The sequence below is a fragment of the Aequorivita lipolytica genome, from assembly GCF_007997135.1.
GTDB lineage: Bacteria > Bacteroidota > Bacteroidia > Flavobacteriales > Flavobacteriaceae > Aequorivita > Aequorivita lipolytica.
On record NZ_VORU01000012.1, the window covers coordinates 66366 to 92497 of the forward strand.

Below are 26132 nucleotides of genomic sequence, written 5' to 3' on the forward strand. Positions count from 1 at the left end.
TCGCAAATAGATTCGTTCAACATTAAAATGGACACGGAAAAAAACCTGCTCCCAAAAGACGGCACCGTCAATTACTTCGGAACCATTTTTTCAGAAGAGGACGCCAACCATTATTTTAAAATCCTTCACAATACAATTAATTGGAAGCACGACGAAGTTTTTATCTTCGGAAAAAAGATTGTCACCAAACGGAAAGTAGCCTGGTACGGCGAACGCGAGTTTGAATACACGTATTCCAAAATCACCAAAAAAGCCAATTTGTGGACGCCCGAATTACTTCAACTCAAAAAACAGATTGAAGAAAAAAGCGGCGAAAGCTTCAACAGTTGCCTGCTTAATCTCTATCACACAGGGGAGGAAGGCATGGGCTGGCACAGTGACGCTGAAAAGGATCTTCAAAAAAATAGTTCCATTGCCTCGGTAAGTTTTGGCGCAGAGCGGAAGTTTGTTTTTAAGCATAAGGAAACCAAAGAAACCGTATCCCTTAACCTGAAAAATGGTAGCCTTTTACTAATGAAAGGCACTACACAAAAGCATTGGCTGCACCGATTGCCGGCTACTAAAAAGGTGCAAGCTGCGAGGATTAATTTGACTTTTAGAACGATTGATGCGAAGGACGAACGACGAGGGACGAACGACGAAGCATGATCGAAAAGGTGCGAACAACGAGCGACGAGGTGTTTGAGAGTAGGACTCTTTTTAATCATTATATTGATTTGATCATTTACCATTTCCCTTATTGGGGAATGATATTTTGATTTATATTTGATAGTAAAATTACATACTTGTTTGGCATAGAATTAATTAAAAAGTTCGTATAGCAAGATGTTTTACAAATCAAAGTGTCTGAATTCCAAAAACATTATTTTTTAAAACGGGGAAACCTAAAACCATAAAGATTAGCCAACGCAAATGAGGTAGAAAATGAAAAGAAGAAAATTAATAATAGCACTCCTTGCTTCTATACCACTTACTCTAATTGCTAAAACAACAAATTGGAAATTTGATATACGCACCAATAAAGGTTTTAAAGTAAATTCTGGAGAAGGTAGATTTGGTGAGCATTATAAAATGAAAGGCATAACCTTGAACGTTTTGGATATAAAAATTTCAGGGAGCGACACCGATAACGATTTGGCTGTTTTTGAGCAAAACGGACTTACACCAAAAGGTGGCCCACCTTTGCATGTTCATCCTTTTCAAGATGAATGGTTTTATGTTGTTGAAGGGGAGTACTTGTTTCAGGTTGGCGATGAGAATTATGAAATGAAAGCTGGCGACACCATTTTTCTACCAAGGAACGTTCAGCACGCCTTTGTCCAGTTAACAGAAAAAGGAAAGATGATTGTTTCCTATCTACCAGCGGGAAAGATGGAGGCCTTTTTTAAGGTAACTGACCAATGGACTTCCCCGCCCACTAAAGAGGAACTTATAAAAGTTTTCGAAGACCACGATATGATTTTAGTCGGACCACCATTAAAAGCAGATTGATAAATTAACAATTAACCAGTATCAAGTTAAGTGAAAAACTAAGCGAAAACTGGGAAATAAATTTGACATCAAGGAATTCCAAGATGAAGTTTTAAAAGATGGCAGTATGCCGCTTGTGCTTTTAGAAAGGAAGATTGATGGGTGGATTAATAATCAACTCTAATTGTTTATTGATAATTGTTTATTGTTGAAGCCTATTCACAAAAACAGCTTAAAGCTTATTGCCTAATGCCTAATGCCTTTTATAAAGTATATTGCCCCTATGATAGATTTACCCCATACCGCAAATCAAATTCACCGTGTCACAAATTTTAAAGACTTGGTTTCCACGCCTTTTCAAGGAGAAATGAACGCCATTTGTTGGACTCGAAAACTAACTGGTGATTTTTCTGAGATTGTTAAACAAGTTGAAATAAACGAAAATATAGCAACACTTGATGAAGAGCAGCTTCGTGAGCTACAGTTAAGTGAACAAGGGCAGCTTGCTCGTGAAATCCTTCTGAATGACCTAAAAGTGTTGACAGCTCACGGGGCATCTCCAACTCTTAATCTGATAAAATACTATGATAGAGATGATGCCTTCCCTTTTTTTCCAACCGATGTTTATTCTTTTCACGTAGATCGCTCTCCCGTACCAACCGATACCTTTTTATGCACCTATTATGGTGAGCCGAGTGATATATTGCCCAATTCGCAAGGCATACAAAAAATCCTTATTCCCGAAATACTCGCTGAACTCAAAAAACTATATGGTGGCCCAGATGCTGGTTTTGAAGCCTTTTTAAGTGACTATTTCTTTGATCTACACTATCAAGCTTTACCTCAAGCACAACCCATTAGCTTAGGCATTGGTCATTTATGGCGGTTGGCGATTGATCATCCCGAAAGTAAAGTTCCTCCTTGTCTTCATCGTGCACCAGAAGAAAAAAATGGACAGCACCGGTTGTTGATGATTTGTTAAATAAAGACATAGGTATATATCCTGGGATAAATACTATGAGGTATTCATTTAAATGTTTCCCCTTTTTTATAAAAGACAACCTCCAATAGTTCTACATTTGAGAACTAATTGTATCTTTGTTTCATAATTGGACTGATGAAACGAATCATTGCAAAAAGTACGCTTCGAGAATATTGGGAAAGCCACGCTGATTCTGAACAGTATTTAAAAACTTGGTATGACACAGTAAAGAGTGCTAAATGGTTTTCGCCCAATGACGTCAAACAAACTTACATCAACGCAAGTATTTTAAAGAACGGTCGCGTAGTTTTCAATATAAAAGGAAATTATTACCGACTGATTGTTAAATTCAATTACGAAAAACAATGGGCATTTATTCGTTTTATTGGCACACACGCTGAATATGACAAAATAGATGCGGACACGATTTAAAAAATTAATTATGGAGTTAAAGCCTATTAAAACTAACAAAAATTACCAAGATGCGCTTATACGTTTGGAAGTAATTTTCGATGCCCCAATCGATACAAAAGAGGGCGACGAGGCGGAAATTCTTTCGATGCTTATCGAGAATTACGAAAACGAACATTATCCCATTGAGGCACCAGATCCAATCGAGGCCATAAAAATACGGATGGAAGAATTGAATATGCGCCAAAAAGACTTGGTTGGTATAATCGGTGGGAAAAGCCGAGTATCGGAAATTCTGAACCGAAAGAAAAGATTGACTGTCGATATGATTAGAGATTTAGAAAAAACACTTCAAATTTCTGCTTCGGTTCTGGTCAATAATTACCAACTCGAACCGAAATAACAAAAGGTAACATGAACGAAATAATATGTCCCAATTGCAAGAAAGCCTTTAAAGTTGATGAAGCTGGATTTGCTGATATACTTAAGCAGGTTCGCGATCATCAATTTGAACACGAGTTAAACAAACGCCTGGCACTTGCTGAAAATGAAAAGGTAAATGCGGTTAAGCTCGCAGAAGCCAACATAAAAAATTCGTTGCAAGACCAACTTGCAAAAAAGGAAAGGGAAATAAGTGACCTTAAAGCCCAAAGTGAACGCTCCCTTGCAGAGCAATTAGCTAAGAAAGAAGCGGAGATTTCTGATATGAAATCGAAAATTCAGAATGCAGAGATTGACAAAAAACTAACCGTTGGAGAGGCTATTAGGGCAATTGAAAAAGAGCGTGATAATCTTGCCACTGATTTAAAAATAAAAGAAACGGAAACACAGTTACTTGAAAAATCCATAAACGAGAAATTTACTGATAAACTCAAGGTAAAGGACGAAATCATCAAAATGAAAGATGAGGATATTGAACGCTTAAAAGACTTTAAGCAAAAGCTTTCCACAAAAATGATTGGCGAAACCTTAGAGCAGCATTGTGAAGCTGAGTTCAATAAACTGCGGGCAACAGCTTTTCAAAATGCCTATTTTGAAAAAGATAACGACGCCAGAGGTGGCAACAAAGGCGATTTTATTTATAGGGAAACGGATGAAGCAGGTAATGAAATCATTTCTATTATGTTCGAAATGAAAAATGAGAATGACGAAACTGCTACAAAAAAGAGGAATGATGATTTTTTTGCAAAACTGGACAAAGACCGGACAGAAAAGAAATGTGAATACGCAGTGCTGGTTTCTTTACTTGAAGCCGAAAATGAACTTTATAACACAGGAATAGTTGATGTAGCGCATAGATTTAAAAAAATGTACGTGGTGCGACCTCAATTTTTCATTCCCATTATTACCCTGCTTCGCAATGCAGCAATGAATTCCATGCAATACAAAACAGAACTTAATTTAATAAGAAACCAAAACGTGGACATTACCAATTTTGAGGATAAAATAAACACGTTTAAAGATGGTTTTGCAAGAAATTATGATTTAGCCAGCAGACAATTTAAAACAGCAATTGAAGAAATAGATAAAACAATGGATCATCTTCAAAAAACAAAAGATAATCTTTTGGCATCTGTAAACAACCTACGCCTTGCTAACAATAAGGCGGAAGATTTAACCATTAAAAAATTAACCCACGGAAACCCTACAATGACAGCAAAATTTGATGGGCTTTCGGGTAAAGGGGAATAAATTATAGACGACCTAAATAAGTATAATTAATTTGGTGGTTTGCGGTTTTCCGTAATTTGGGTTTTTTTCTTTGAATTATATTTGAATATACGCCTGCGCGCATGTGCGGGATAGCTAATTGCCTATATAAACATATTACCCAACATTACGAAAAAACAAAAATTGTAACTTTAAAGAATGAACAAAGATTTAACAACACCGGACTTACATAGAAGAAATATTCTAAATAATAATTATGCTTTAGAAATCATCTATGATGAAATTTCTTTTCCAGGTGTAATGTTTGGAGGGTAAATAAAGATTTACAAAAAAACAAGTAGCGGAATTCTTCGAAGTTGACGACAGAACTGTTGATAGATATATTGAAAACAATAAGTCAGAATTCGAAGAATCTGGATATGAAGTTTTAAAACATAATAGACTGAAAATGTTTAAGTTATCTTATGTCCACGACATCAATGTCGCTAACATAGATGAATCACTTCAAAAAACATTTTAACAATTTGTAAGCTAGTAGTATGACCAAAGAAACCGCCATAAAATTATTTGAGCAACAGCAAGTGCGCACACATTGGGATGAGGAGCAAGAAAAATGGTTTTTTTCTATTGTTGACGTTATAGCAATATTAACAGAAAGTGAAAGACCTAGAAAATATTGGAGTGACTTAAAAAGTAAGCTAAATAAAGAAGGAAGTGAGTTGTCCGAAAAAATCGGACAACTGAAAATGTTGTCACCAGATGGCAAATTATATAAAACAGATGTAGCAAATACCGAGCAGTTGTTCCGTCTAATACAGTCCATCCCGTCACCCAAAGCAGAACCTTTTAAACTATGGATAGCAAAAGTAGCGAAAGAACGTATTGATGAAATTGAAGACCCAGAACTAGGTTTTGATAGACTAATGGAAACCTACCTTAAAAAAGGATACAGTACCCAATGGATAAACCAACGCCTTAAAAGTATAGAAGTACGCAAAGAATTGACAGATGAATGGGATGATAGAGGCGTAAAGAAAGGAACGGAATACGCTATACTTACTAATGAAATTACAAAAGCTTGGAGTGGTTTTGATGTAAAAAATTACAAAAAACTGAAAGGGCTCAAAAAAGAAAATTTACGTGATAATATGAGCAATTTAGAGCTTGTACTCAATATGCTTGCAGAAGCCACCACTACTGAAATAAGTAAAGAAAAAAAGCCAAAGGGTTTTGAAGAAAACAAAAAAGTGGCAAAACAAGGCGGAACCATTGCAGGAAATACCAAAAAAGAGATTGAAGAAAAGTCAGGTAAAAAAATAGTTACTAAATTATCTGCAAAAGATTCTTTAGACAGTAAAACTAAATTGAAATGAAACGATTCAATTTTGAAAAAAATCTATTACATCAAACACAAGCTGTAAACATTACTGTTAGTGTCTTTAATAATTTAGATATTGCGCAAGCGAAAGGAGTTGACCAGCAGTTTCTCCATCCTGTGAATGATTTTGAAACAGGATTTGGATACATTACAAACATTCGTAATATACTAGAACGCAACGGTTTTGACGAAAAAAGAAATGGCAGAAGTAACATCATAAATATTATGATGGAAACAGGAACAGGGACAGGAACAGGAACAGGAAAAACCTTTACTAAAACAATTTACGCACGGCTAATAATAAAGCAGACGATTTAACCATTAAAAAATTAACCCACGGAAACCCTACTATGAAAGCGAAGTTTGATGGGCTTTCGGGGAAGGAGGAATAAATTATAGATGGTCTAAATATGTATAATTAATTTGGTGCTTTACGGTTTTCCGTAATTTGGGTGTTTTAGTTTGAATTATATTTGAAATGATATAGCAGCAATAAATATTGCGTATATACACCTGTTGGCAATAAGCTAAAAAAAATGACTGAGAAGACATCAAACCAAAATCCACTTGAATTATATGATGTAATTGTTCGAGGCCCATTTTTGAAAATTTATCAAGCTCGTAAACTTACGGAATTGACAGATTGGATGCAATTTTCAACTCTTTTGCTTGATAAGTTTGCAATTCATTCAATGTCATTTTATCATCTTTCAAAGGGAATTGTAGAGCATAAAAATTCTGGCGAACAGATAAGAATGAATGGATATGATTTATTTACAGTAAATACAACATTTCGAGCACTAATTGAAACATATATAACATTTCACAACATTTTCATAGAGGCAAAAACGGTCGAGGAAACTAAATTCCGATTTTTATTATGGAAACTCGATGGTCTTTATCAAAAACAGAAATATGAAATTGTGTACAAAGATTTTGAAAAAGCTAAAGAAATTCTAAAACAAGATAAAGAACTAATTGAGCAGACAAAAATCCAAATTGAGGAATCAAAATTTTATACTGCTTTTACCGAAAATGAAATATTAAAAATCTATAATCCACAACGCAAGAATTCCGATTGGCGTTTTCTTATTAAAAGCGAAAAGATAAGACCTCAAAAAATTATTGATTTGGTCAAACACGTTTGTAAACAAAGAGCATTTGTGAATATGTATAAATACACTTCAATACATTCTCACTCGAATTTTCCAGCTTTAGCTGAATTTAAAGATACTCGTGGTAAACCAATTTTAGAAAAATATACTGATCCGATAGTAAATGTTGCTACGAATATGACTTGTCTTGTAATAATGGATATGTGTGCCACGGACGAAAATGCGCAAAGGAAATTTAATACATTTACGATAGAAATTAGAGAATACATCGAAGGAATAACAAATGTGATAAAAAATAATAAATAAAGCCAATTGCCAAAACCGTTTATAAAAATAGTGTGAGTGATTGGTAATACAATGGATCGGGCATTTTTGACAAGTCGCCAAGTTTTTTAAAATTTGACGAATTGCCAAAAATTAAATAATTTGTATAATTTAAAAATTCGACTTGTGTTTACAGAAGGATAAATGCACAATTACCGTTACTGCGCTTAATCCAAACCTTTCACAACTCAAAGCAACATAAATATGAGATTGATTAAATATATTATATACACAATAGTATCATTGATAGTGTTTGGTTTGATTGTCCAGTTTGTGCCATATTATTCGGAATATCCTAAAGGTTGGTTTTATGATGCTATGAAATGGGTTTTTAGCAGTAAATGGTACGTAATATTCTTGCTTTTTTTAGTATTAGCAATTTCTTACAAACTAATTGCCGTTTTACTAGGTTTCGTTTTTGGAATTTTTGCTATAATTATACATACAATTAAAAAAATATTATCATTTGATTATGAATGCAATCCAACATTAAAAAGAATAAATAATATAATAGCAATAGTGGCAATAATAGCTTTTACTCTAAATTATTGGGGATTAATGTATTTGCTGTACCAAGGATTTGATATTTGGTATTTTTTAAGTGATTTAATATTTTATTTTTTAGTGGTTTTTGGCATTAATTCAGTTGCTTCAAACCTTAATAGGGAATTAGATATTTGAAAATATTTATAGTTTAAAGATTGTTTCCTGATAAATACAGTGAAGTTTCCAACGAAAATAGAGTAGTTCTTGTTATAATTTATCTTTAAATTGTTTTCAATAATATATCAAAAAATGAATTACATCCTCATTTCAAAAGTCATACTATTATCTTTAATTTTCCTAACCCTCAACTGGTTATTTAAAAAAATTAATTGGCAAAAATCATCAGGTAATAACGAAAAATTTTTCTTAAAGAGTTTACCCTTGGTTTTGGTAAGCCCTATACTTTTAGGATTAAGTGTATTGTTTTTTTTTATATTTCTTGAGGGTGCATTTGATTTTTTATCGAAACAAAATTACATCGAACAAATTCTAATCTTAACAGGATTTTTTGTCATATACTTTATAATAAAAATTAGGGTTGACGGATTATTAATTAAAAGAAAGGAAAAAGAAAAACTAATAACTGACCAATCAAATCAAATTGCCAAATTAAAGTATGAAGTCGGAGAAAGTAAAAAAAGCATTGAACAAATGTTACAAAATAGAAAACACGATGGAAAAGGGAATTTCGAATCTGATAATTAAAAGAACCCCGCTAGCGCGAGCGTCTCGCTCGTGTCCTCCGCAATGCTAATTCTCCAAGCTATTAATTTCTAAACTTTACGGCAAGAGCGAGACGCTCGCGCTAGCGTTCAAAGAAATAAAAACATTTAATCTGAGATTACAAGGCGGTTCGCATCAGCCAAAAACCCATCAATCATTCCAGCAGGCTAACTAATAGCAGGAAACGGAAAATCAACCAAAAGTTGTATTTCTTCGGTGAAGCCTGTTCTGTTTAGGTAATTGTGTAATGCCAAGTTTAAGCAATTGTCTGGTTCCAATCTACTTATAAATCTTAATTGTCGGGATGTTATTTGGTTTTTTCAGCCTCTTGCGGATTCTTATTCAAAAATTATTACTTTTAGAAAAAAGTCCGAACAATAAAATAAAAACATGAAACAATTATTTTTAAAATCTACACTGCTTCTTTGTACACTTATATTATTAATTTCTTGTAAAGAAGAAAAAACTGAAAAAGCATATACAGATATGGAGATTATGGCTGAATCCAAAAAAGTGAATGATTTTTTTCAAAGGTCATTTGATACTAAGTTAGATTTATCCCCAGAGTTTCAAACTAGACTTGGAATAAAAAAGGATTACGGGAAACTCGATGATAATTCGCCTGAAGCATCAGAAAGAGACTTGAAAATAAACAAAGAAGAACTTGTTTGGTTAACAGATTCCGTAAATGTAGCCGCACTTTCAAAAGATGCCTTATTGAGTTATAAACTCTATAAACAAAATGTAGAAAATAGTATTGACGATTATAAATACAGATTACATAATTACCCAGTAAATCAAATGTTTGGTGCGCAATCTGGTATGCCGGCATTCTTAATAAATATGCACCGCATTGATAGTGTTGCAGATGCTGAGGCCTATATATCTAGATTGAATGGTTTTAACAAATACTTCGCTCAAGTGGTCGAGAATCTAAAAGAACGAGAAGCTATTGGTATTGCTCCTCCAAAATTTGTTTATGATAAAGTAGTGCAAGATTCAGAAAATATATTAGTTGGCCAACCTTTTGACACTTCTAATAAGCAAAGTACATTATTAGAAGATTTTATGAATAAAGTAAACAAATTGGAGATTGATGATGAAGCAAAATCTACTTTAAAGAAACAAGCAAACCAAGCCTTATTAACTTCTGTAAAACCAGCTTATGTAGGGCTTATTTCATTTATAAAAGAGCAAAAGGGAAGAGCCAATACTGATGATGGCGCGTGGAAATTTCCTGACGGTGAGGCATTTTATAACAATGCATTAAAAAGAACCACTACTACAGATTTAACTGCAGATGAAATCCACAAAATAGGCTTAGCGGAAGTTGCTAGAATTCATGGAGAAATGGATGCAATACGCCAGCAAGTAGGATTTGAAGGCAGTTTACAAGACTTTTTTCAGTTTATGAGAACCGACAAACAGTTTTATTACAGTGCAGATCAAAAAGGAAAAGACGCTTATTTAAAACAAGCGGTGCATTTAATAGACAGTATGAAAACTAGATTAGATGAAATATTTATTACAAAGCCAAAAGCAGACATAGTAGTAAAAGCCGTTGAACCTTTCAGAGAAAAGTCTGCGGGAAAGGCCTTTTACAATCGCCCAGCAGCTGATGGCTCAAGACCCGGAATTTATTATGCCAACTTATATGATATGGAGTCTATGCCAAACTATCAGATGGAAGCATTGGCATATCACGAAGGAATTCCCGGACACCACATGCAATTGGCAATTCAGCAAGAATTAGAAGAAGTGCCTATGTTTAGAAAGTTTGGTGGGTACACGGCCTATTCAGAAGGTTGGGGATTGTATTCTGAATTTATTCCAAAAGAAATGGGCTTTTATGCAGATCCTTATTCAGATTTTGGTCGTTTGGCTATGGAATTGTGGAGAGCATGTAGATTGGTAGTAGATACGGGCATACATTCTAAAAATTGGACACGAGAGCAAGGGATAAAATATTATACAGAAAATACCCCAAATGCAGAAATGGATGCCGTTAAAATGGTTGAAAGACATATAGTAATGCCAGGGCAAGCAACTGCATATAAAATAGGAATGATGAAAATTTTGGAATTACGTCAAAAAGCTAAAAATGCTTTAGGTGAAAATTTTGACATTCGTGAATTCCATGAAGTAGTTCTTTCCCATGGCGCAATTCCTTTAAATGTTTTAGAAGATTTTGTAGATGAATATATTTCTTCTAAAAAATAGGATAACTGAGGTCTAAGTTGGCGCGAGCAAGATGCTCGCGCTAACTTTTAAAAGATAAAACATTTTAGAGGTCTATAGTTCGTTTTATAGCATAGGATTTAAAATTAAGCAATATGTCTGGTTGAGCGCAGTCGAAACTTGTTCCGTTTAAATAATTATGCAATGCCAAGTTTAATCCCTTGGTATATTTTGGATGATCAGCGCCTTGGGGATCTTCGTGGTATAAATCGTTTTGGGCAAAACCTTCAAAAACAGTTCCCGTAATAGTTATATATGTCCTTTGTTTTATGACAGTATTGGTAATGTTCTAGTATCAAAGCCGTATACTGTGAATGAACCATTAAAACAACAAAAATGGGATTTATTAAAAGCAACTTTAAATTAAAGCTGCTTTAATTTTTATAAAACATATAGACTATGGATTCTCAAAATAAACTTATTGATAATATCCGATTGACGACCCTAGAAATTCATAAGGAATATCCAGAATTGGTTAATGATATGACTGAAGTATCCAAAACCTTCCTATCTGATACGAAAGATGGAACAAACAAGAAAGAACTAAAAACCTATTTAGACTCCTTGAATGGCATCATAGAAACTTATAAAAAAGAACAATAAAAAACTATAACAAAATGACAATACAAATAAATACAGACAAGACTATTTCTGGAGAAAAAAGAAATGAAGATTTTTTCACCTCTCAAATTGAAGAAGCTTTACAAAGGTTCGAATCTCATATTACCAGAGTAGAAGTTCACTTAAAAGATGAAAATGGAAAAAAGGATGGGTTTAATGATATTTCATGTTTATTAGAAGCCAGACTTGAAGGCAGGCAACCCATCGTTGTTACTAATCAGGCAGACACCGTAGATCTTGCATTAACAGGTGCTATTGATAAAATGAAAACCGCTGTAGAAAGCATTATTGGAAAAATGGAAAAACATTAAACCTAATAATTCTGAAAACAAATAAAAACCTGGGCATCTGTATGGACCATTCAACGGCTCACTTATTAAAAAAAAGCCTAAAGCTTAAAGCCTACTACCTAGAGCCTCCAACAAAAACCCATCAATCATCCCAGCCGGCTGACTAGTAGCAGGAACAGGAAAGTCAAACCAATGTTGTATTTCTTTGTCGAAACCCGTTCCGTTTAAATAATTGTGCAATGCCAAGTTCAATCCCTTGGTATATTTTGGATGATCAGCGCCTTGGGGATCTTCGTGGTATAAATCGTTTTGGGCAAATCCTTCAAAAACAGGCCCCGTAATAGTTATTCCAAAATCCTGCGGATTCTTACCAATAGGACTATGAACCGTAGTGGTAAACTGGTGCCAATATGCAGACTGAATACAATTGCGTTCGAACAATTGCTTTACCACATCAAGCGAATCAATGGTTTCCTGTTCCGTTTGGGTGGGAAACCCATACATAAGATAGGCGTGAACCATAATATTGTTTTCAGAAAAATTATGGGTAACGCGCGTTACTTGCGCAATATCAACCCCTTTTTTCATTTTGGCAAGTAATCTATCCGAAGCAACTTCCAAGCCGCCAGTTACGGCTATACAACCAGATTGTGCCATTAATTCACAAAGCTCAAAGCTGAATGTCTTTTCGAAACGAATATTCGTCCACCAAGTAATTTTTACATTTCTTTCTATTAGTGCATTCGCTAAAGCCCGTAACATTTTAGGCGGCGCAGCTTCATCCACAAAATGAAAACCTGTAATGCCAGTGTCCTTAACTATTTTTTCAATTTTGTTGACTAAATCCTCAGCGGTTGTGTTTTGATAATTTCCAATATAATCCAAGCTCACATCGCAAAACGAACATTGTTTCCAATAACATCCGTGAGAGATGGTCATTTTATTCCATCGGGCATCCGTCCACATACGGTGCATCGGGTTTACCACATCCAGAAAAGACACATATTTATCAAAAGGCAACCCAGAATAATCTGGCGCCGGTAAGTTTCTATGATGGTAAATGGTGTTTGGAATTTTATTCATATAAACAACGGCATCGTTTTCCAACACATACGTCCGTTCCAAATCATTTTCAGAAACCTTACCTTCCAGATACTGAACCATTTTTAGCAAGGGCCCTTCCCCATCGTCCAAGGATATAAAGTCCACAAATTCAAAAATCCGTGGGTCTGTAAGCGAACGTAGTTCTGTGTTGCAATAACCGCCACCAAAAGCAATTTTTATTTCTGGAAAAAACTGTTTTGTAAACTGCGCACAACGCAAGGCTGCAAACAAATTTCCAGGAAAAGGAATGGTAAAGCAAACTAAAAGCGGCTGCTCTCTTTTAATTTTTTCTATTAAAATATCCAGCATTTTCTCTTCAATGATCGTTGGCTGGAAACTTAAAAATTCATCTATTTCATTAAAGCTACTTGCCGAAGTGGCAATTTGCTCGGCATACTTCGTAAAGGCAAAAAACTCATCTACATTGGCTTGCATAAAATCGCCTATCTCTTCAATAAAAAGCGTCCCGTAGTGTTTTGCTTTATCGATGATGCCAATTTCGCCAGCGTCCCATTTAATAGTTGTATTTACTTTAGACAGTCTATGGCCCAACGGTAAAAAATTAGGTGCCAGAATTTTATGCGCCGTTTCAAGATCCTGCTTTTGAAGAAAAGGAATAACAACATCCACGCATTGAATGTACTTGGCCTTCATTTTACGAACTTCCGGATAATCAAAATGCTTTAAGGCTTGTGCTTCTTGAAACATAGCGCGAAGAAAATCACCCGTAAAAATTTCGGTGAAGAGTTCTATACTTAAATCGCAAGTATGCACAGCAATGTCGTGATCTTCCAAAAACCCTTTTAAATATGCCGGTGCCGGATAAGCTGTATTCAGCTGGGTAAAGGGTGGCGTAATAAATAGGATTTTGGATTGCATGGTGCAAAGGTAGGATTCTTTGATTTATGGAGTTTATTGTTTGCAGCTAATTGTTAATTGTTAATTAAAATTTTATATTTGAAACCATTCAGTTAGCCTCTAATTTTTTGTACATGGAGCTATTAAACCACATCCGATTTTGGTTTTCCGAAAAAAAAATTCTTATGAAAAATTACTTATTTACTACCATTCTTTTCTTCTCAGTATATGTTTTGCAAGCCCAAATAGTTAATATTCCTGATTTTTCTTTTAAGGAAGCCTTGAGAAATAGTTTGTGCGTAGATACCAATGGCGACGGTATTGGAGATTCAGACGCAGATTTAAATAATGATGGCGAAATTCAAAATAGTGAGGCTGAGGCTGTATTATGGCTTAATGTGAGCAATAAATATATTGAGGAACTACAAGGAATTCAAAGTTTTAGAAACCTTACTTATTTAAATTGTGGAAATAATGAATTGACAGAGCTCAATGTATCACAAATTACTTCTTTACAGGAAATTGAATTTCAAAACAATCAAGTAACTAATGTAAATTTTTCCCAAAATATAAATCTGACCCAAATTTTTGCTCACAACAATGAACTGTTAGGCCTAAATATTAAAAATGGCAATAATACAATACTGGCAGAAATAGATACTTCAAATAACACTTGTCTAGGATGTATAAGAGTAGATGATGTTAATTACGCAAATAATGCATCAAATTGGATTAAAGATGCAAACACAATTTACAGTGAAACGTGCATTATAGATTTTCCAGATCCTAATTTTAAAAATGGATTGTTAAATCACACTTCTTCGGTTATTGATACAAACTATGATGGCCAAATTCAATACAGTGAAGCTGCAAGCGTTAAGCATCTTAATGTTGCCGGTGAAAATATTACTTCAATGGTGGGTATTGCGCATTTTTGCAATTTAAGATCTATGTATTGCGGTCAAAATCATATTGAAACACTTGACCTCTCACACAATTTAAAATTAGACTTTTTGCAATGTCAGGAAAACAATTTAACCCATTTAGATGTCACAAAATGTTTAGAACTAGATTTATTAAATTCTGGATCTAATAACCTAGCTGTTTTAGATATTTCACAAAATTCTAAAATAACGAGCTTAGGTTGCTCCTTTAATCAACTAACAAGTCTGGATGTTTCCCACATGACAAATCTTGATATTTTAAGTTGCTCAGTAAATAAAATAACTAGTTTAACGACTGGAAGCGTAAGTGTGGGATTGATTGCATGTGCAGGCAATCTTTTAACCAACATAGATGTTTCCCAAAATCCTGAACTATGGGCGCTAAATTGTGAAAATAATTTTTTAACAAGCATAGATTTATCAAACAATATAAATCTCGAATTTTTAAATGTTAACAATAATCAAATATTCACTTTAGATGTATCTCCCAATGTTAACCTAAAGACTTTTGAATGTGAATCCAATAATTTAAGAAACTTAAATGTAAGCAATGGAATTAATTATGCGTGGTTTAAAATGCATGCTCGTAATAATCCTAATCTTTATTGTATTCAAGTAGATGATGAGACTGCTAATCACTTTTGTAATCTACCTAATAATGGCTGGTGCAAGGATAGCACGGCTAGTTATAGTGACTTTTGTGTTTTAGGAATTTCAGATTTAGAAAATAGCAACCTTCAATTAACCCCGAATCCCGTCCAAAATATAATATATATAAATGCTGAATCTCCAATTGACCATATAAAAATTTACACATTACAAGGGCAATTAATAAGCGAATCAAAAACTAACCAAATTGATGTTTCCCAACTTTCATCCGGTCTTTACTTGGCTTCCATAAGTACTGAAGGGAAAAATATTGTGAAGAAGTTTATAAAAGAATAATGCTTTTAGTCCTGCGCCTCTTGAAATACAGCGCGAAGAAAATCGCCCGTAAAAATTTCGGTAAAAAGTTCTATACTCAAATCACAAGTATGCACAGCAATATCCTGCGCTTCCAAAACCCTTTTAAATAAGCCGACGCCGGATAAGCGGTGTTTAGCTGGGTAAACGGTGGCGTTATAAAAAGGATTTTGGATTGCATTGGGCAAAGGTAGGATTCTTTAAAATATGATTATTGTTTATTGGTTATTGTTATTGGTTATTCGATTTTGTTGATCCTGTATAATTATGAATAGTTCATACGTCATTACTGTAAAAAAAATTGCACACTAAAATAAATGTAATAACTTTGTAACCACAAAACATAACGTTATGGAAACAGCAATTATTAAAATCGGGAATTCAAAAGGACTGCGATTGAGCAAAACAATCTTAGAAAAATATAATATAAAAGACAAAGTCGAGATCATTTTGGAAAAAGATCAGATTATTCTAAAACCAATTGCCACTCCCAGAAAAGATTGGGAAAAAGCGTTTGAGAAAATGCATAAAAATAATGATGACCGATTAATGTTCAACGATGTTTTTGAGGACGAAAATATTGAGGAATGGAACTAAAGCAATATTCCATAGTACTCGTAAATCTCGACCCAACCGTAGGCAACGAAATTAAAAAAATCCGACCTTGCGTAATCGTATCTCCAAATGAAATGAACAAACATTTGAACACAATTGTTGTTGCTCCAATGACAACAAATTTGAATAAATACCCTTCCCGCATCGCAGTCAAACACAACAATAAAAAAGGAATGATTACAATGGACCAAATTCGGACAATTGACAAATCAAGAATACTAAAACAGTTTGACCAATTGACCAAAACTGAAATACAAAATTGTAAAGATGTAATTCGCGAAATGTTCGTGGATTAAATATGAAAACAGAATACCATTGCGGTAAAGAGTTCTTTACTTAAATCGCAAGTATGCACAGCAATGTCGTGATCTTCCAAAAACCTTTTAAATATGCCGATGCCGGATAAGCAGTATTCAGCTGGGTAAACGGTGGCGTTATAAAAAGGATTTTGGATTGCATTGTGCAAAGGTATTGATAATTGTTTATTAGTTATTCTTAATTGATAATTGCTATATTTGATATTCTCCCTTTTTAATGTGTTCCTTTACGGTTTCCGTAACCGCGGTGTGTTACTTTTATTTATATTTGAAGACAATCTTAATCTCCTGTACGGAATAAAAGAAATAGAGTTTTAATAATGTGTGTATATCAACTTGTTGATATATTCTGAAAAAGAAGGAAATTGACTACTGAAATAAAAAGAAAACCAGTGAAACCATTTCTTAGATGGGCAGGAGGAAAAACTTGGCTAACAAAGCATATAGATAATTATATTCCTACAAACTTTAACGATTACTATGAACCTTTTCTAGGAGGTGGATCAATATTTTTCTATCTAAAATCTAAGGGTTATATAAAAAATAAAGCTTTTCTATCTGATTCTAATCCTGAGTTAATTAACACATATAAAATACTTAAAAACAATCACAAAGAACTTTTTTATTTACTTCAAAATCATGTGGACACTGAAGATGAGTATTACAGAATAAGAAATACTGAATTCACAGATCCAATAGAAAGAGCCGCTCAATTTTTATATTTAAACAAAACTTCATTTAACGGAATATACCGGGTGAATCGAAATGGAAAGTATAATGTTCCATATGGTAAAAGAAAGCTAGATTCATTATACGATTTTGAACACTTAACTAAAGTTTCAATTACTTTAAAAAACACCTATTTATCAACTCAAGATTTTAAAAATAGATGTAAAAAAATTCACGAAAATGACTTTGTTTTCATAGATCCTCCTTACACTGTAGCCCATGAGAATAATGGTTTTATACAATATAATCAATCTATATTTTCTTGGAAAAACCAAATCCAATTAGCTAAACAAACAATAGAAATAGATAGAAAAGGGGCATTTTTCTTAGTTACAAATGCATATCACGATTGTATAAAGGAAATATACACCTTAGGATCTCAGGAGAAATTGTCAAGAGCAAGCACTATAGGGGGAATTGGTGCAAAAAGAACAAATTACAAAGAAATTATTATCACAAATACTGTTTAAAAAATGGCATTTTTAACTGATTATCAAGCTCAAGAGATAAAGAGGAAATTATTAGAAGATAAGTCTACTCTTGGAAAATTATTTAATGCAAAAAATAACAAATTTCAAACTCTGAGTGTAGATCATTCTTTAGTAGAAGATTACTTAAAAAATGATTGGGAAATTTTTGGAAAACCTCTAAAAACAAAAACTAAAATTAGAAAATTAAAAGGACATTCAAAACAATTTGAAGATGACATATGGTGTCAATTTTATAGACTTGGTTTTAGACATTTGAATTTTGATGAAAATTTAATACTTCCCTTTTCTAAAGACCCTAAAGACACAAAACAAATTGATGTTGTTGCAATTAAAGACGATACTATTTTTCTAGTCGAATGTAAGTCTAGTGAAAAGCTTGGACCTGCAAAATTGCTAAAAGATGAATTTGACTTACTTAAATTAAGGCTTGATGGTTTTAAAAAGGCAATTTGGCAAATTTTCGGAAGAGACAAAAAAATTAAATACGTGTTCGCTACTCGTAATTTAAGAATAAACCCTGATAGCATTCATATTCAAAGGTTAGAAGAGTCTAACGCCTTTTATTTCAACAATAATACATTTGACTACATTAATAGTTTAATAAAAAATTACAAAAATGCTGCATTTTACCAATTTTTAGGAATGGTATTTAAGAATGAAATAATAAATCAAAACAAAATCGAAATACCTGCAGTGAAAGGTCAAATGGGTAAAAAAGATTATTATATGTTTTCAATTGAACCATCATTACTTTTAAAAATGGGATTTGTGTTACATAGAACTCGAGCAAACGAATCGGAGTTTCCAACTTATCAACGTTTATTAGTTCCTAGTAGATTAAAAGGAATTACTAAATTTATTGATGATGGAGGTTATTTCCCTAACTCAATAATCCTAAATTTTAACACTAAAAAGAATAAAATCAAGTTTGAGTCAAACTCAAAAATGACCGATTCAAATGCTTGTTCGGGAAATCTAATTATACCAAATGCATATGGTATCGCATACATTATTGATGGACAACACAGGGTCTATGGTTATGCAAATTCAAAATATTTGGAGAACAACACAATACCAGTTGTCGCGTTTGATGGTTTAGACACAATAGAGCAGTTAGAGATTTTTATGGATATTAACCAGAATCAAAAAGCTGTGAGTCCAAGTTTAAGACTCGATCTTGAAGAAGATTTATATTGGGATTCTGATAGAGTTGATTCTCGTTTAAAAGCATTAAGGTCTTCAATAATAAAGATGCTTGCAAATTCTGAATCAAGCTCATTATATAGCATGATCTCAGTCGGAGAAGATAAAGCCCTATTAACCTTTAAACCTTTTACAGCTGCTATTTCAAATTCCAATCTATTACCAACAGCAAAAGGCAATAAATACAATCCTGATTCTTTAATTGGTTCATTATATGATACTAACAACCAAGATCATAATAAAGAAATGTACAAGGCAAAGAGAAAAGTAGTTGACTTCATTATCGCCTGTTATGATTTTGTTGAACAACATTATCCAGAAATATTTAATAAGGAAAAATATTTCATTATTTCTAATAGAGGCACTTATGCATTTATATCTGTAATAGGCAATTTAAATAAATTTGAAACTGAAAAAGGAACATTAAATATTAATACAGAAACTCAAACAAGATTCGATTCTATAAGTAAATACTTAACTTCCTTATTAGACCAGTTAAGCATTATTGAAAAAGAAGACGAAGAACGACAATTAAGATTATTAGGTGCTGGTGCTGACACAAAATGGCTTAGGTTTTTTCAGTCGCTTATTAATAAAAAACACCCAGAATATAATCCACCTGAATTAATAGATTGGAGTGAACGTCAAAATGAAGATTTACAATCAGAGGGTAGAAAATATGGTGTGGAAATAGAAAAATACGTAAAAAAACAGGTTTTGAAAAATTTAAAAAATCTATTTAATGAAAATTGGGAACTCGAAATTAACAGCATAAAGAGAGAATGTTTAAAACGTGCAGAAGAAGAAAAAGAAAGAAACTATAAAGAGGGATTAGGTGTAAAAGAGATTCATTGGACAGAAATGTTTAATATAAATGACTACAAAACAATAATAAAAAAATACTTTACCAAATCACCTGAAGATTTTGATTTAGAATCTGTAGATGGATTTGAAACCTATAGAGACCTTTTTTCTATTGACATTGGAGATGGCTTTAATAGTACGGATCAGAGAATTAAATGGATTTCCAGATTTAATTCTTACAGAAATCTTTGGGCTCACGAAGGAACAAAGGAAAAAAGGTTAAATAAAGATGAAGTTGAATTTTTAGAAAAAATTCACGGACATTTTTACAAATAGGAATTAAAAACTATATTCAATATTGTTATAAACTATAATGGGAAAACCCGATGTCACGAGCGAAACATTCGCGCTAGAATTATTTCAACCATCTAAATCTTCACCTGATAAGTATACAATTCAAAGTACCTGCCTTCTTTAGCGATCAATTGGTCGTGGGTGCCGCGTTCTACTATATGCCCAGCTTCAATAACTAAAATTTGATCTGCCTTTCTAATGGTACTTAAACGGTGCGCAATAACAATGGTGGTTCTGTCTTTAACTAATTCAGCCAAACTTTTCTGGATTAAGGCCTCACTTTGAGTATCTAAACTGGAAGTGGCTTCGTCTAAAATTATGATTATTTCTCGCTCTTTCCCACCAACTTCTCTCCCCAATGAGCAATGCTCAGATATAGAAACCTAATTACATAACAAATCTAATTTAGCATATATTTGTATAAGTAATCAATATTCGCGACGTAAAATGCAAGAATTTAGGTTACTTCACGAGCTTTTTTTATAAAATGAAAAATACGCATACTATTTCCTATAAGCGTAAAAAGTACAGAGCTTTGTACACGCTGGAGGCTGCGCTGGAGATTCCCATGTTCATCTTATCTCTCGGTTGGCTTTACCTGCTCATTATTGATCTGGTTAGAGGGATGGGTGCAATCGAGAGTACAATTTTCTATATTATTTGGGGCGTATTTATTTTTGAATACCTTTTAAAGCTCTACCTCGCGGCTAGCAAATGGTCTTACATTAAAGAAAACTGGATTACGCTCCTCGCATTGGTAATACCCGCCTTCAGGGTGTTTCGGTTACTTAATGCCATTCGCATTTTGCGTTCGGCCAGTTTTATTTCTTCTACAAATGTGGTACGTTCTTTAACTTCTGGAAGACGGTTTTTAGAAGCATTAAAAGAAGCGAAGGGGCCGCAGCCCAAACCTGAAATGAATATCGGGATTTTGATTGAATACAGTCAAAAGGATTTGAAAGATGAATTAAAGCAGTTTGCGCGTCAATTAATAACCGATGTAAAAGTGCCCTTAGAGCAGGCTTCAGGCATTCCATGGACCTTTGATATTACAGATCCTTCACAGTTACCCACAGATAAAACCCACCGGCCATCAGACTTTCTCGACGACACCAGCCTGCGAATGGTTGAAGGTCCCTATGATTTGATGTTGGTAATAACAGATGTCGCTTTGGCAACAGTAAAAAACCGAGTGGATGCTGGTTTTTTATCAAGCGTAGCCCGTATTGCCATGATTTCCACCCGAAAGCTTGTAACCACAGGAAGAAAACAGCCGATGCTTTCTTTAATGGATGAGTCGGTAAGATATAATGCGGCAACATTGTTCTTGCACTTGGTAGGGGAGATATTAGGACTTGACTCTACAAATAAAGGCCGATCTAAAATTATGTCCACCTACGTGTTCATGGCAGATCGTAAATCGGTGCCCACATTTACACAGGCAGAGATAGAACAATTGAAAAAAGAGAATACACAATTGCCAGAAAGGGAGTTACGCGGTGGTAGTGGTTTGGAAAGTTTGATTTTTCATTTATTGATGGCTTTCCGGCATCCCAAACAATTACTCAAGCCGCTATTAAGAAATAGAGCAATCTTGCTTCCCTTATCGCTCCCAAAACTGGTCACAGCCGCCGTTGCTCCATCATTTATATTATTGTTCACCGCGGAGATTTGGGATGTAGGGATGAATATGCCTAATTCTGTTGCCATTATGTTTGCAATCATGAGCATTATGGGAGCCAGTTTTTATCTTGTTACCATACAATCGCTTTTTTTACCTCGGAAAGAAAAAAGAATCTTGACAGAACATCTTGCTGTCGCAAATACCACTATTTATTTGAGCATTTTCCTTGCCTGCATAGGCCTTTTTTTAATGGTGGGTTTGCTCATGCTATTTATGGAGCTTTACGTGTTTCCGTCAGATCTTATACAAACTTGGCCCACCTTAAATAAGCAGGAGGTTGAATTAACAGATTTAATACGGCTCGCCGCTTTTATAAGTACTGTAGGAGTAACTACCGGAGCCTTGGCAGGAGGATTTGAAAGCCGTGCGGTAATCAGGCAGCTGTCCTTGTTTGAAAGACCGAAATGATAAGGTGAAAATCAATTATTAAATCACAAACATTTTATATTTGGTATGAAATAACGGTTTGTGATCAAATTAAAAATGACACGATCTGTCTTAAGTATTATGAAAGTATGAGAAAAAGTCTATATGACATTTTTTATGTGATAACAGCTATTTCTACTAAATGCTCTTACTTTCAACGTTCCGGAACGCCGAATATCGTTATTTTAAGACGCTTGAGTTTACGTGAATTGAATTGTTCATCGCTTCATTTGTATGTCTGGTAGATTCGTTAGCGTGGGCTTGCGGTGTTTTAACAACTTAAATCTTAGCCTGATAAGTATACAATTCATAATACCTACCCTCTTTAGCAATCAATTGGTCGTGGGTGCCACGTTCTACTATATGCCCAGCTTCAATAACTAAAATTTGATCTGCCTTTCTTATGGTACTTAAACGGTGAGCGATAACGATAGTGGTTTTGTCTTTAACTAATTCAGCTAAACTTTTCTGGATTAAGGCCTCACTTTGGGTATCTAAACTTGAAGTGGCTTCGTCTAAAATTATAATTTTTGGGTTTGCTAAAATAGCCCGGGCAATAGCTAAACGTTGCCTTTGTCCGCCAGAAAGTTTCACGCCTCTTTCTCAGCAGAACCACACGTACCGTTTAGCTCGGACAAAAAAAATAGTCTTAAAGCCGCACAATTTCTTTCAAGAAATCGAATATCATCTATAGTAATTATGGCATTAAGCTTCAAATAAAGCGGTAGATTTATGCTACAGACCACAAACATTTATGAATGATAATGCACGGATTGAATATTTGTTCGATTTATATAATGAATATACTTCGCCGTTATTGAAATTTTAAACAAATAATGAACTTTAAGTACTCTATAAATTGTTGATATCTTATATTTCTTCCTATAAAAGAAATAATTTGTTTTTATCAATTCTTATAAAATTTGACAAAAAAAGTAAATCCACAGGTTGATTTAATGATAATAATTAATACATTTGTTCCCTGCTTATTTGCATTTAAATATGCTGACGACTTACCAGATGAGTTGGAAAGAGTATTTGATGAATGGGAAGACCCACAATTTTTGAATGATTTTTTTGAAGAACATGAAAGTGGAATTTCAATTACAATAGAAGAAGCTATCGAAAAAGCAAGAAGCGAAGCAATTTTTTTAAGAAATAAATTGGTTGCCCTAGCACAAGCTAATCCTAATGAGTTAAATCTACTCTTCAAGAATTTAAACAATAATGAATATACTGCAAAAGAACTTTCTCAGCAAAAAGCAAGAAATAGATGGTTACGTTTATACGCTATAAAGATTGATGAAAATAACTATGTAATTACAGGTGGAGCTATCAAATTAGATAATCAACACTATATGAAAGACTATCCTCACACAAATACAGAATTGATGAAAATAAATAAATGCAGAGACTACCTAAAAGAACAAGGAGTTTATGATGCAGACAGTTTTCAAGAAATATTCTTTTAATTATGAAAAATAACCTAGATAAATTTAAAGCGCTAGTTTCAGAAGAAAAATCTGGTTGGTTAGACAAAGCTAAATACCGTCAAGAAAATCAAGATTGGTTAGACATTTCATTTTCTATTGCTATTAAAATCCTTTCTGTGTTGAGAGCTAATAAGAAAAAAGCTGTATTTCCCAAAAACCAAAAAGAATTAGCCGAAGCATTAAATTGTACTCCACAATACGTAAGCAAACTATTAAAAGGAACTGAAAAATTAAATATTGAGACTATTTCCAAAATTCAAAAAGCACTTAATATTGTGATTATTGAAAAGGGTATAGACAAGAAAAAGATAGAAATTATCGCCCAAAATGAGTCAATATTTAATAAGCAGAAGTCTTTTATTTTGAAAACTTAAGTCAAACCATACCCTTAAATCTTCGCCTGATAAGTATACAATTCATAATACCTACCTTCTTTAGCAATCAATTGGTCGTGGGTGCCGCGTTCTACTATATGCCCAGCTTCAATAACTAAAATTTGATCTGCCTTTCTTATGGTGCTTAAACGGTGCGCAATAACGATAGTGGTTCTGTCTTTAACTAATTCCGCCAAACTTTTCTGAATTAAGGCTTCACTTTGGGTATCTAAACTTGAAGTGGCTTCGTCTAAAATTATAATTTTTGGATTTGCTAAAATAGCACGCGCAATAGCCAATCGTTGCCTTTGTCCGCCAGAAAGTTTTACGCCTCTTTCCCCAATTAACGTATCTAAACCTTCATCAAAGCGGTCTGTAAATTCGTTTACATAGGCTGCCTTTACCGCGTTTTGTACTTCTGCTTCGGTGGCATTTGGTCTTGGGAACATGATATTTTCACGAATAGTGCCTTCAAATAAAAATTCATCCTGCAAAACCACCCCTAAATATTGGCGGTAGCTACTTAATTTAACTTTCGATAAATCTTGGTTATCAACAGTGACTTTACCAGATTGCGGCGTTAAAAATGTAGCCGAGAGCCCAGCAATGGTTGATTTACCAGAACCTGAACTTCCCACTAAAGCGGTTACAGAACCAGCTGCCGCTTTAAAACTAATGTTGTGCAGTATTTGTTTGCCTTCTTCATAAGAAAATGAAACATCATTAAACTCAATGTCGCCTTTTAGGGTATTCAATTTAATAGTTCTGTTTTGGTTTTCTTCTTCGGCAGTCATATTCATCAGTTCTTCCGTTCTATCCAGACCCGCTAATGCTTCTGTTAACTGACTTCCTATATTACTCATCTGAATAATGGGCGCAATCATAAACCCAAGGATAAGGGTGAAGAATAAAAAATCTCCAGTGGTCATTTCGCCAATCATCATATAATAACCACCCATTCCCATAATTCCCGTTGTGGCTACTCCAATTAAAAACGTGGAGGAGCTAGTCATTAAAGCGGTTGCCGTTAGACTCTTTTTTACGTTTTGGTATAATTTATCAACCCCGCTTTCAAAAACAACATTTTCTTGTTCTTCCGCATTGAATGCTTTTATAACACGAACTCCCGCGAGTGTTTCGGTTAGCCTTCCGGTAACTTCGGCATTGATTTTACCACGTGTTCTAAAGATCGGACGAATATATTTAAAGGCTTTCAAAGCAATAATTCCGAATATAGACAGCGGCACAAAGACAAAAAGCGTCATCCAAGCATTTAGTTTTATTAAAATAATTAATGAGACTACAGCCGTAAATGTTCCGCCTACCAGTTGTACTAAACCTGTACCTATAAGGTTTCTAACGCCTTCCACATCGTTCATTATTCTTGAAACCAAGGCGCCAGATTTGGTATTATCGAAAAAACTGATAGGTAGTGAAAGCACTTTTTTCTGTACTTGAGACCGCAACTCACTTATTAAATACTGCGCTTGTACGCTTAGTATTCTGGTAAGTAAAAACGATGTTACTGCCTGTATTGTAATAGCGCCAATTACAATGGCAATTAAAGTATATAGTTGCGACATATCTTTATTGGGAACAACCTCATCAAGCAATACCTTACTCTGCCACGGTAATACCAAACCCGACAAACTTTTAATTACGATTAAGATTAACCCTATAAAGACTAAATTTCGCCTAGGCCAAATTATCGTTTTGAAAGCCTGAAGCATAGTAACTTTTGGCTCTGATCTGTTTTTGTCTTTTGATTTTTCTACTAAATGCTGCATATTTCCTAATAAATAATATCTGGCAAAAATAGGCATTAAGGCGGGGTTAAATGGATATGCTTAACTAAAAGTATTTACCTTCAAATTGGAGAGTCTATTCAATTAAGTGTGTCAATTTATAATTTAATAAATTAGACATATGAAAAATACAGAAATTACTTTGAACATGGAAGCCCTCATTAAACAAATGGGTGATGAGCTTCGTTCTGGTAAACCA

At 33.9% G+C, this 26132-nt stretch carries 25 protein-coding genes and 4 pseudogenes; 24 read left to right on the plus strand and 5 right to left on the minus strand.

Annotated elements, in window-relative coordinates; translation table 11 throughout:
• The first annotated feature begins 27 nt into the window (after nucleotides 1-27).
• The 15 genes and pseudogenes from ESV24_RS12830 to ESV24_RS12895 all read left to right on the plus strand — a co-directional run bounded on the left by ESV24_RS12830 (nucleotide 28) and on the right by ESV24_RS12895 (nucleotide 11790).
• Complete coding sequence (locus ESV24_RS12830) at nucleotides 28-648, plus strand: alpha-ketoglutarate-dependent dioxygenase AlkB family protein (RefSeq protein WP_394364093.1); 621 nt, start codon at nucleotides 28-30, stop codon at nucleotides 646-648.
• 276 nt (nucleotides 649-924) lie between these two features.
• Nucleotides 925-1491: a cupin domain-containing protein gene (locus ESV24_RS12835; protein ID WP_170227894.1), complete on the plus strand. Its 567-nt coding sequence runs from the start codon at nucleotides 925-927 to the stop codon at nucleotides 1489-1491.
• Nucleotides 1492-1537: 46 nt separating this feature from the next.
• Nucleotides 1538-1654 (plus strand): annotated as a pseudogene (locus tag ESV24_RS15630) (hypothetical protein); the annotation flags it as partial.
• Nucleotides 1655-1753: 99 nt separating this feature from the next.
• A complete protein-coding gene (locus ESV24_RS12840) occupies nucleotides 1754-2452 on the plus strand; it encodes a hypothetical protein (protein WP_111816794.1) in 699 nt (232 codons plus the stop codon).
• A gap of 135 nt (nucleotides 2453-2587) precedes the next feature.
• Nucleotides 2588-2884 carry a type II toxin-antitoxin system HigB family toxin gene (locus ESV24_RS12845; protein ID WP_111816732.1) on the plus strand — a complete coding sequence of 99 codons (297 nt, stop codon included), beginning with the start codon at nucleotides 2588-2590 and terminating at the stop codon, nucleotides 2882-2884.
• A 10-nt stretch (nucleotides 2885-2894) separates the two neighbouring features.
• On the plus strand, nucleotides 2895-3266 hold the full coding sequence (locus ESV24_RS12850) for a helix-turn-helix domain-containing protein (RefSeq protein WP_111816731.1): 372 nt from the start codon (nucleotides 2895-2897) through the stop codon (nucleotides 3264-3266).
• 11 nt (nucleotides 3267-3277) lie between these two features.
• On the plus strand, nucleotides 3278-4555 hold the full coding sequence (locus ESV24_RS12855; protein WP_111816730.1) for a DUF2130 domain-containing protein: 1278 nt from the start codon (nucleotides 3278-3280) through the stop codon (nucleotides 4553-4555).
• Nucleotides 4556-5073: 518 nt separating this feature from the next.
• Nucleotides 5074-5907 (plus strand): BRO family protein, encoded by an 834-nt coding sequence (locus tag ESV24_RS12865; RefSeq protein WP_111816729.1) that lies wholly within the window; start codon nucleotides 5074-5076, stop codon nucleotides 5905-5907.
• Entirely contained in the window at nucleotides 5904-6230 is a 327-nt protein-coding gene (locus tag ESV24_RS12870; RefSeq protein ID WP_111816728.1) for a hypothetical protein, read from the plus strand. Before ESV24_RS12865 ends, ESV24_RS12870 begins: the two co-directional genes overlap by 4 nt.
• Nucleotides 6231-6448: 218 nt before the next feature.
• Nucleotides 6449-7333 (plus strand): DUF5677 domain-containing protein, encoded by an 885-nt coding sequence (locus ESV24_RS12875; RefSeq protein ID WP_111816727.1) that lies wholly within the window; start codon nucleotides 6449-6451, stop codon nucleotides 7331-7333.
• Between the two features lie 222 nt (nucleotides 7334-7555).
• The gene (locus ESV24_RS12880; RefSeq protein WP_111816726.1) at nucleotides 7556-8032 is read left to right on the plus strand and encodes a hypothetical protein; all 477 of its coding nucleotides are present in this window, start codon (nucleotides 7556-7558) and stop codon (nucleotides 8030-8032) included.
• A gap of 114 nt (nucleotides 8033-8146) precedes the next feature.
• Nucleotides 8147-8602, plus strand: coding sequence for a hypothetical protein (locus tag ESV24_RS12885; RefSeq protein ID WP_111816725.1), 456 nt, complete (start codon nucleotides 8147-8149; stop codon nucleotides 8600-8602).
• A gap of 408 nt (nucleotides 8603-9010) precedes the next feature.
• Complete coding sequence (locus ESV24_RS12890) at nucleotides 9011-10840, plus strand: DUF885 domain-containing protein (protein WP_111816724.1); 1830 nt, start codon at nucleotides 9011-9013, stop codon at nucleotides 10838-10840.
• Nucleotides 10841-11293: 453 nt separating this feature from the next.
• Nucleotides 11294-11461, plus strand: coding sequence for a hypothetical protein (locus tag ESV24_RS15385; protein ID WP_160110629.1), 168 nt, complete (start codon nucleotides 11294-11296; stop codon nucleotides 11459-11461).
• Between the two features lie 14 nt (nucleotides 11462-11475).
• Entirely contained in the window at nucleotides 11476-11790 is a 315-nt protein-coding gene (locus ESV24_RS12895; RefSeq protein WP_111816722.1) for an HPF/RaiA family ribosome-associated protein, read from the plus strand.
• Nucleotides 11791-11874: 84 nt separating this feature from the next.
• Here ESV24_RS12895 and ESV24_RS12900 read toward each other — a convergent pair whose 3' ends face one another.
• Nucleotides 11875-13752: a B12-binding domain-containing radical SAM protein gene (locus ESV24_RS12900; protein WP_111816721.1), complete on the minus strand. Its 1878-nt coding sequence runs from the start codon at nucleotides 13750-13752 to the stop codon at nucleotides 11875-11877.
• A gap of 164 nt (nucleotides 13753-13916) precedes the next feature.
• Between ESV24_RS12900 and ESV24_RS12905 the strand changes: the two genes are divergently transcribed.
• Nucleotides 13917-15620 (plus strand): T9SS type A sorting domain-containing protein, encoded by a 1704-nt coding sequence (locus ESV24_RS12905; RefSeq protein ID WP_160110628.1) that lies wholly within the window; start codon nucleotides 13917-13919, stop codon nucleotides 15618-15620.
• A 5-nt stretch (nucleotides 15621-15625) separates the two neighbouring features.
• Here ESV24_RS12905 and ESV24_RS12910 read toward each other — a convergent pair whose 3' ends face one another.
• Nucleotides 15626-15826, minus strand: coding sequence for a hypothetical protein (locus tag ESV24_RS12910; RefSeq protein ID WP_200829534.1), 201 nt, complete (start codon nucleotides 15824-15826; stop codon nucleotides 15626-15628).
• Between the two features lie 163 nt (nucleotides 15827-15989).
• Between ESV24_RS12910 and ESV24_RS12915 the strand changes: the two genes are divergently transcribed.
• From ESV24_RS12915 to ESV24_RS12930, 4 genes are all read left to right on the plus strand, one after another.
• A complete protein-coding gene (locus ESV24_RS12915; protein WP_111816719.1) occupies nucleotides 15990-16235 on the plus strand; it encodes an AbrB/MazE/SpoVT family DNA-binding domain-containing protein in 246 nt (81 codons plus the stop codon).
• A complete protein-coding gene (locus ESV24_RS12920; RefSeq protein WP_111816718.1) occupies nucleotides 16226-16549 on the plus strand; it encodes a type II toxin-antitoxin system PemK/MazF family toxin in 324 nt (107 codons plus the stop codon). Before ESV24_RS12915 ends, ESV24_RS12920 begins: the two co-directional genes overlap by 10 nt.
• A gap of 386 nt (nucleotides 16550-16935) precedes the next feature.
• Complete coding sequence (locus tag ESV24_RS12925) at nucleotides 16936-17769, plus strand: DNA adenine methylase (RefSeq protein WP_111816717.1); 834 nt, start codon at nucleotides 16936-16938, stop codon at nucleotides 17767-17769.
• A gap of 3 nt (nucleotides 17770-17772) precedes the next feature.
• Nucleotides 17773-20133: a DGQHR domain-containing protein gene (locus ESV24_RS12930; RefSeq protein WP_111816716.1), complete on the plus strand. Its 2361-nt coding sequence runs from the start codon at nucleotides 17773-17775 to the stop codon at nucleotides 20131-20133.
• A 92-nt stretch (nucleotides 20134-20225) separates the two neighbouring features.
• Here ESV24_RS12930 and ESV24_RS12935 read toward each other — a convergent pair.
• Nucleotides 20226-20474 (minus strand): annotated as a pseudogene (locus ESV24_RS12935) (ABC transporter ATP-binding protein); the annotation flags it as partial.
• Nucleotides 20475-20719: 245 nt separating this feature from the next.
• Here ESV24_RS12935 and ESV24_RS12940 point away from each other — a divergent pair.
• A complete protein-coding gene (locus tag ESV24_RS12940; RefSeq protein WP_146743177.1) occupies nucleotides 20720-22243 on the plus strand; it encodes a hypothetical protein in 1524 nt (507 codons plus the stop codon).
• Nucleotides 22244-22540: 297 nt separating this feature from the next.
• Here ESV24_RS12940 and ESV24_RS12945 read toward each other — a convergent pair.
• Nucleotides 22541-22864 (minus strand): annotated as a pseudogene (locus ESV24_RS12945) (ATP-binding cassette domain-containing protein); the annotation flags it as partial.
• A gap of 112 nt (nucleotides 22865-22976) precedes the next feature.
• On the opposite strand from ESV24_RS12945, the pseudogene ESV24_RS15690 reads away from it, so the two are divergent.
• From ESV24_RS15690 to ESV24_RS12955, 3 genes and pseudogenes are all read left to right on the plus strand, one after another.
• Nucleotides 22977-23090, plus strand: a pseudogene (locus ESV24_RS15690) (type IIL restriction-modification enzyme MmeI); the annotation flags it as partial.
• A gap of 94 nt (nucleotides 23091-23184) precedes the next feature.
• A complete protein-coding gene (locus tag ESV24_RS12950; RefSeq protein WP_111816714.1) occupies nucleotides 23185-23733 on the plus strand; it encodes a hypothetical protein in 549 nt (182 codons plus the stop codon).
• Between the two features lie 2 nt (nucleotides 23734-23735).
• Nucleotides 23736-24128: a helix-turn-helix domain-containing protein gene (locus ESV24_RS12955; RefSeq protein ID WP_111816713.1), complete on the plus strand. Its 393-nt coding sequence runs from the start codon at nucleotides 23736-23738 to the stop codon at nucleotides 24126-24128.
• Between the two features lie 14 nt (nucleotides 24129-24142).
• Here ESV24_RS12955 and ESV24_RS12960 read toward each other — a convergent pair whose 3' ends face one another.
• The gene (locus tag ESV24_RS12960; RefSeq protein WP_111816793.1) at nucleotides 24143-25915 is read right to left on the minus strand and encodes an ABC transporter ATP-binding protein; all 1773 of its coding nucleotides are present in this window, start codon (nucleotides 25913-25915) and stop codon (nucleotides 24143-24145) included.
• Nucleotides 25916-26132 lie beyond the last annotated feature (217 nt).

Excerpts from the sequence above, each read along its gene's own strand:
- ESV24_RS12830 (WP_394364093.1), top strand. The coding sequence starts at position 28 with ATGGACACGGAAAAAAACCTGCTCCCAAAAGACGGCACCGTCAATTAC.
- ESV24_RS12835 (WP_170227894.1), top strand. The coding sequence starts at position 925 with ATGAAAAGAAGAAAATTAATAATAGCACTCCTTGCTTCTATACCACTT.
- ESV24_RS12840 (WP_111816794.1), top strand. The coding sequence starts at position 1,754 with ATGATAGATTTACCCCATACCGCAAATCAAATTCACCGTGTCACAAAT.
- ESV24_RS12845 (WP_111816732.1), top strand. The coding sequence starts at position 2,588 with ATGAAACGAATCATTGCAAAAAGTACGCTTCGAGAATATTGGGAAAGC.
- ESV24_RS12850 (WP_111816731.1), top strand. The coding sequence starts at position 2,895 with ATGGAGTTAAAGCCTATTAAAACTAACAAAAATTACCAAGATGCGCTT.
- ESV24_RS12855 (WP_111816730.1), top strand. The coding sequence starts at position 3,278 with ATGAACGAAATAATATGTCCCAATTGCAAGAAAGCCTTTAAAGTTGAT.
- ESV24_RS12865 (WP_111816729.1), top strand. The coding sequence starts at position 5,074 with ATGACCAAAGAAACCGCCATAAAATTATTTGAGCAACAGCAAGTGCGC.
- ESV24_RS12870 (WP_111816728.1), top strand. The coding sequence starts at position 5,904 with ATGAAACGATTCAATTTTGAAAAAAATCTATTACATCAAACACAAGCT.
- ESV24_RS12875 (WP_111816727.1), top strand. The coding sequence starts at position 6,449 with ATGACTGAGAAGACATCAAACCAAAATCCACTTGAATTATATGATGTA.
- ESV24_RS12880 (WP_111816726.1), top strand. The coding sequence starts at position 7,556 with ATGAGATTGATTAAATATATTATATACACAATAGTATCATTGATAGTG.
- ESV24_RS12885 (WP_111816725.1), top strand. The coding sequence starts at position 8,147 with ATGAATTACATCCTCATTTCAAAAGTCATACTATTATCTTTAATTTTC.
- ESV24_RS12890 (WP_111816724.1), top strand. The coding sequence starts at position 9,011 with ATGAAACAATTATTTTTAAAATCTACACTGCTTCTTTGTACACTTATA.
- ESV24_RS12895 (WP_111816722.1), top strand. The coding sequence starts at position 11,476 with ATGACAATACAAATAAATACAGACAAGACTATTTCTGGAGAAAAAAGA.
- ESV24_RS12900 (WP_111816721.1), bottom strand. The coding sequence starts at position 13,752 with ATGCAATCCAAAATCCTATTTATTACGCCACCCTTTACCCAGCTGAAT.
- ESV24_RS12905 (WP_160110628.1), top strand. The coding sequence starts at position 13,917 with ATGAAAAATTACTTATTTACTACCATTCTTTTCTTCTCAGTATATGTT.
- ESV24_RS12915 (WP_111816719.1), top strand. The coding sequence starts at position 15,990 with ATGGAAACAGCAATTATTAAAATCGGGAATTCAAAAGGACTGCGATTG.
- ESV24_RS12920 (WP_111816718.1), top strand. The coding sequence starts at position 16,226 with ATGGAACTAAAGCAATATTCCATAGTACTCGTAAATCTCGACCCAACC.
- ESV24_RS12930 (WP_111816716.1), top strand. The coding sequence starts at position 17,773 with ATGGCATTTTTAACTGATTATCAAGCTCAAGAGATAAAGAGGAAATTA.
- ESV24_RS12940 (WP_146743177.1), top strand. The coding sequence starts at position 20,720 with ATGTTCATCTTATCTCTCGGTTGGCTTTACCTGCTCATTATTGATCTG.
- ESV24_RS12955 (WP_111816713.1), top strand. The coding sequence starts at position 23,736 with ATGAAAAATAACCTAGATAAATTTAAAGCGCTAGTTTCAGAAGAAAAA.
- ESV24_RS12960 (WP_111816793.1), bottom strand. The coding sequence starts at position 25,915 with ATGCAGCATTTAGTAGAAAAATCAAAAGACAAAAACAGATCAGAGCCA.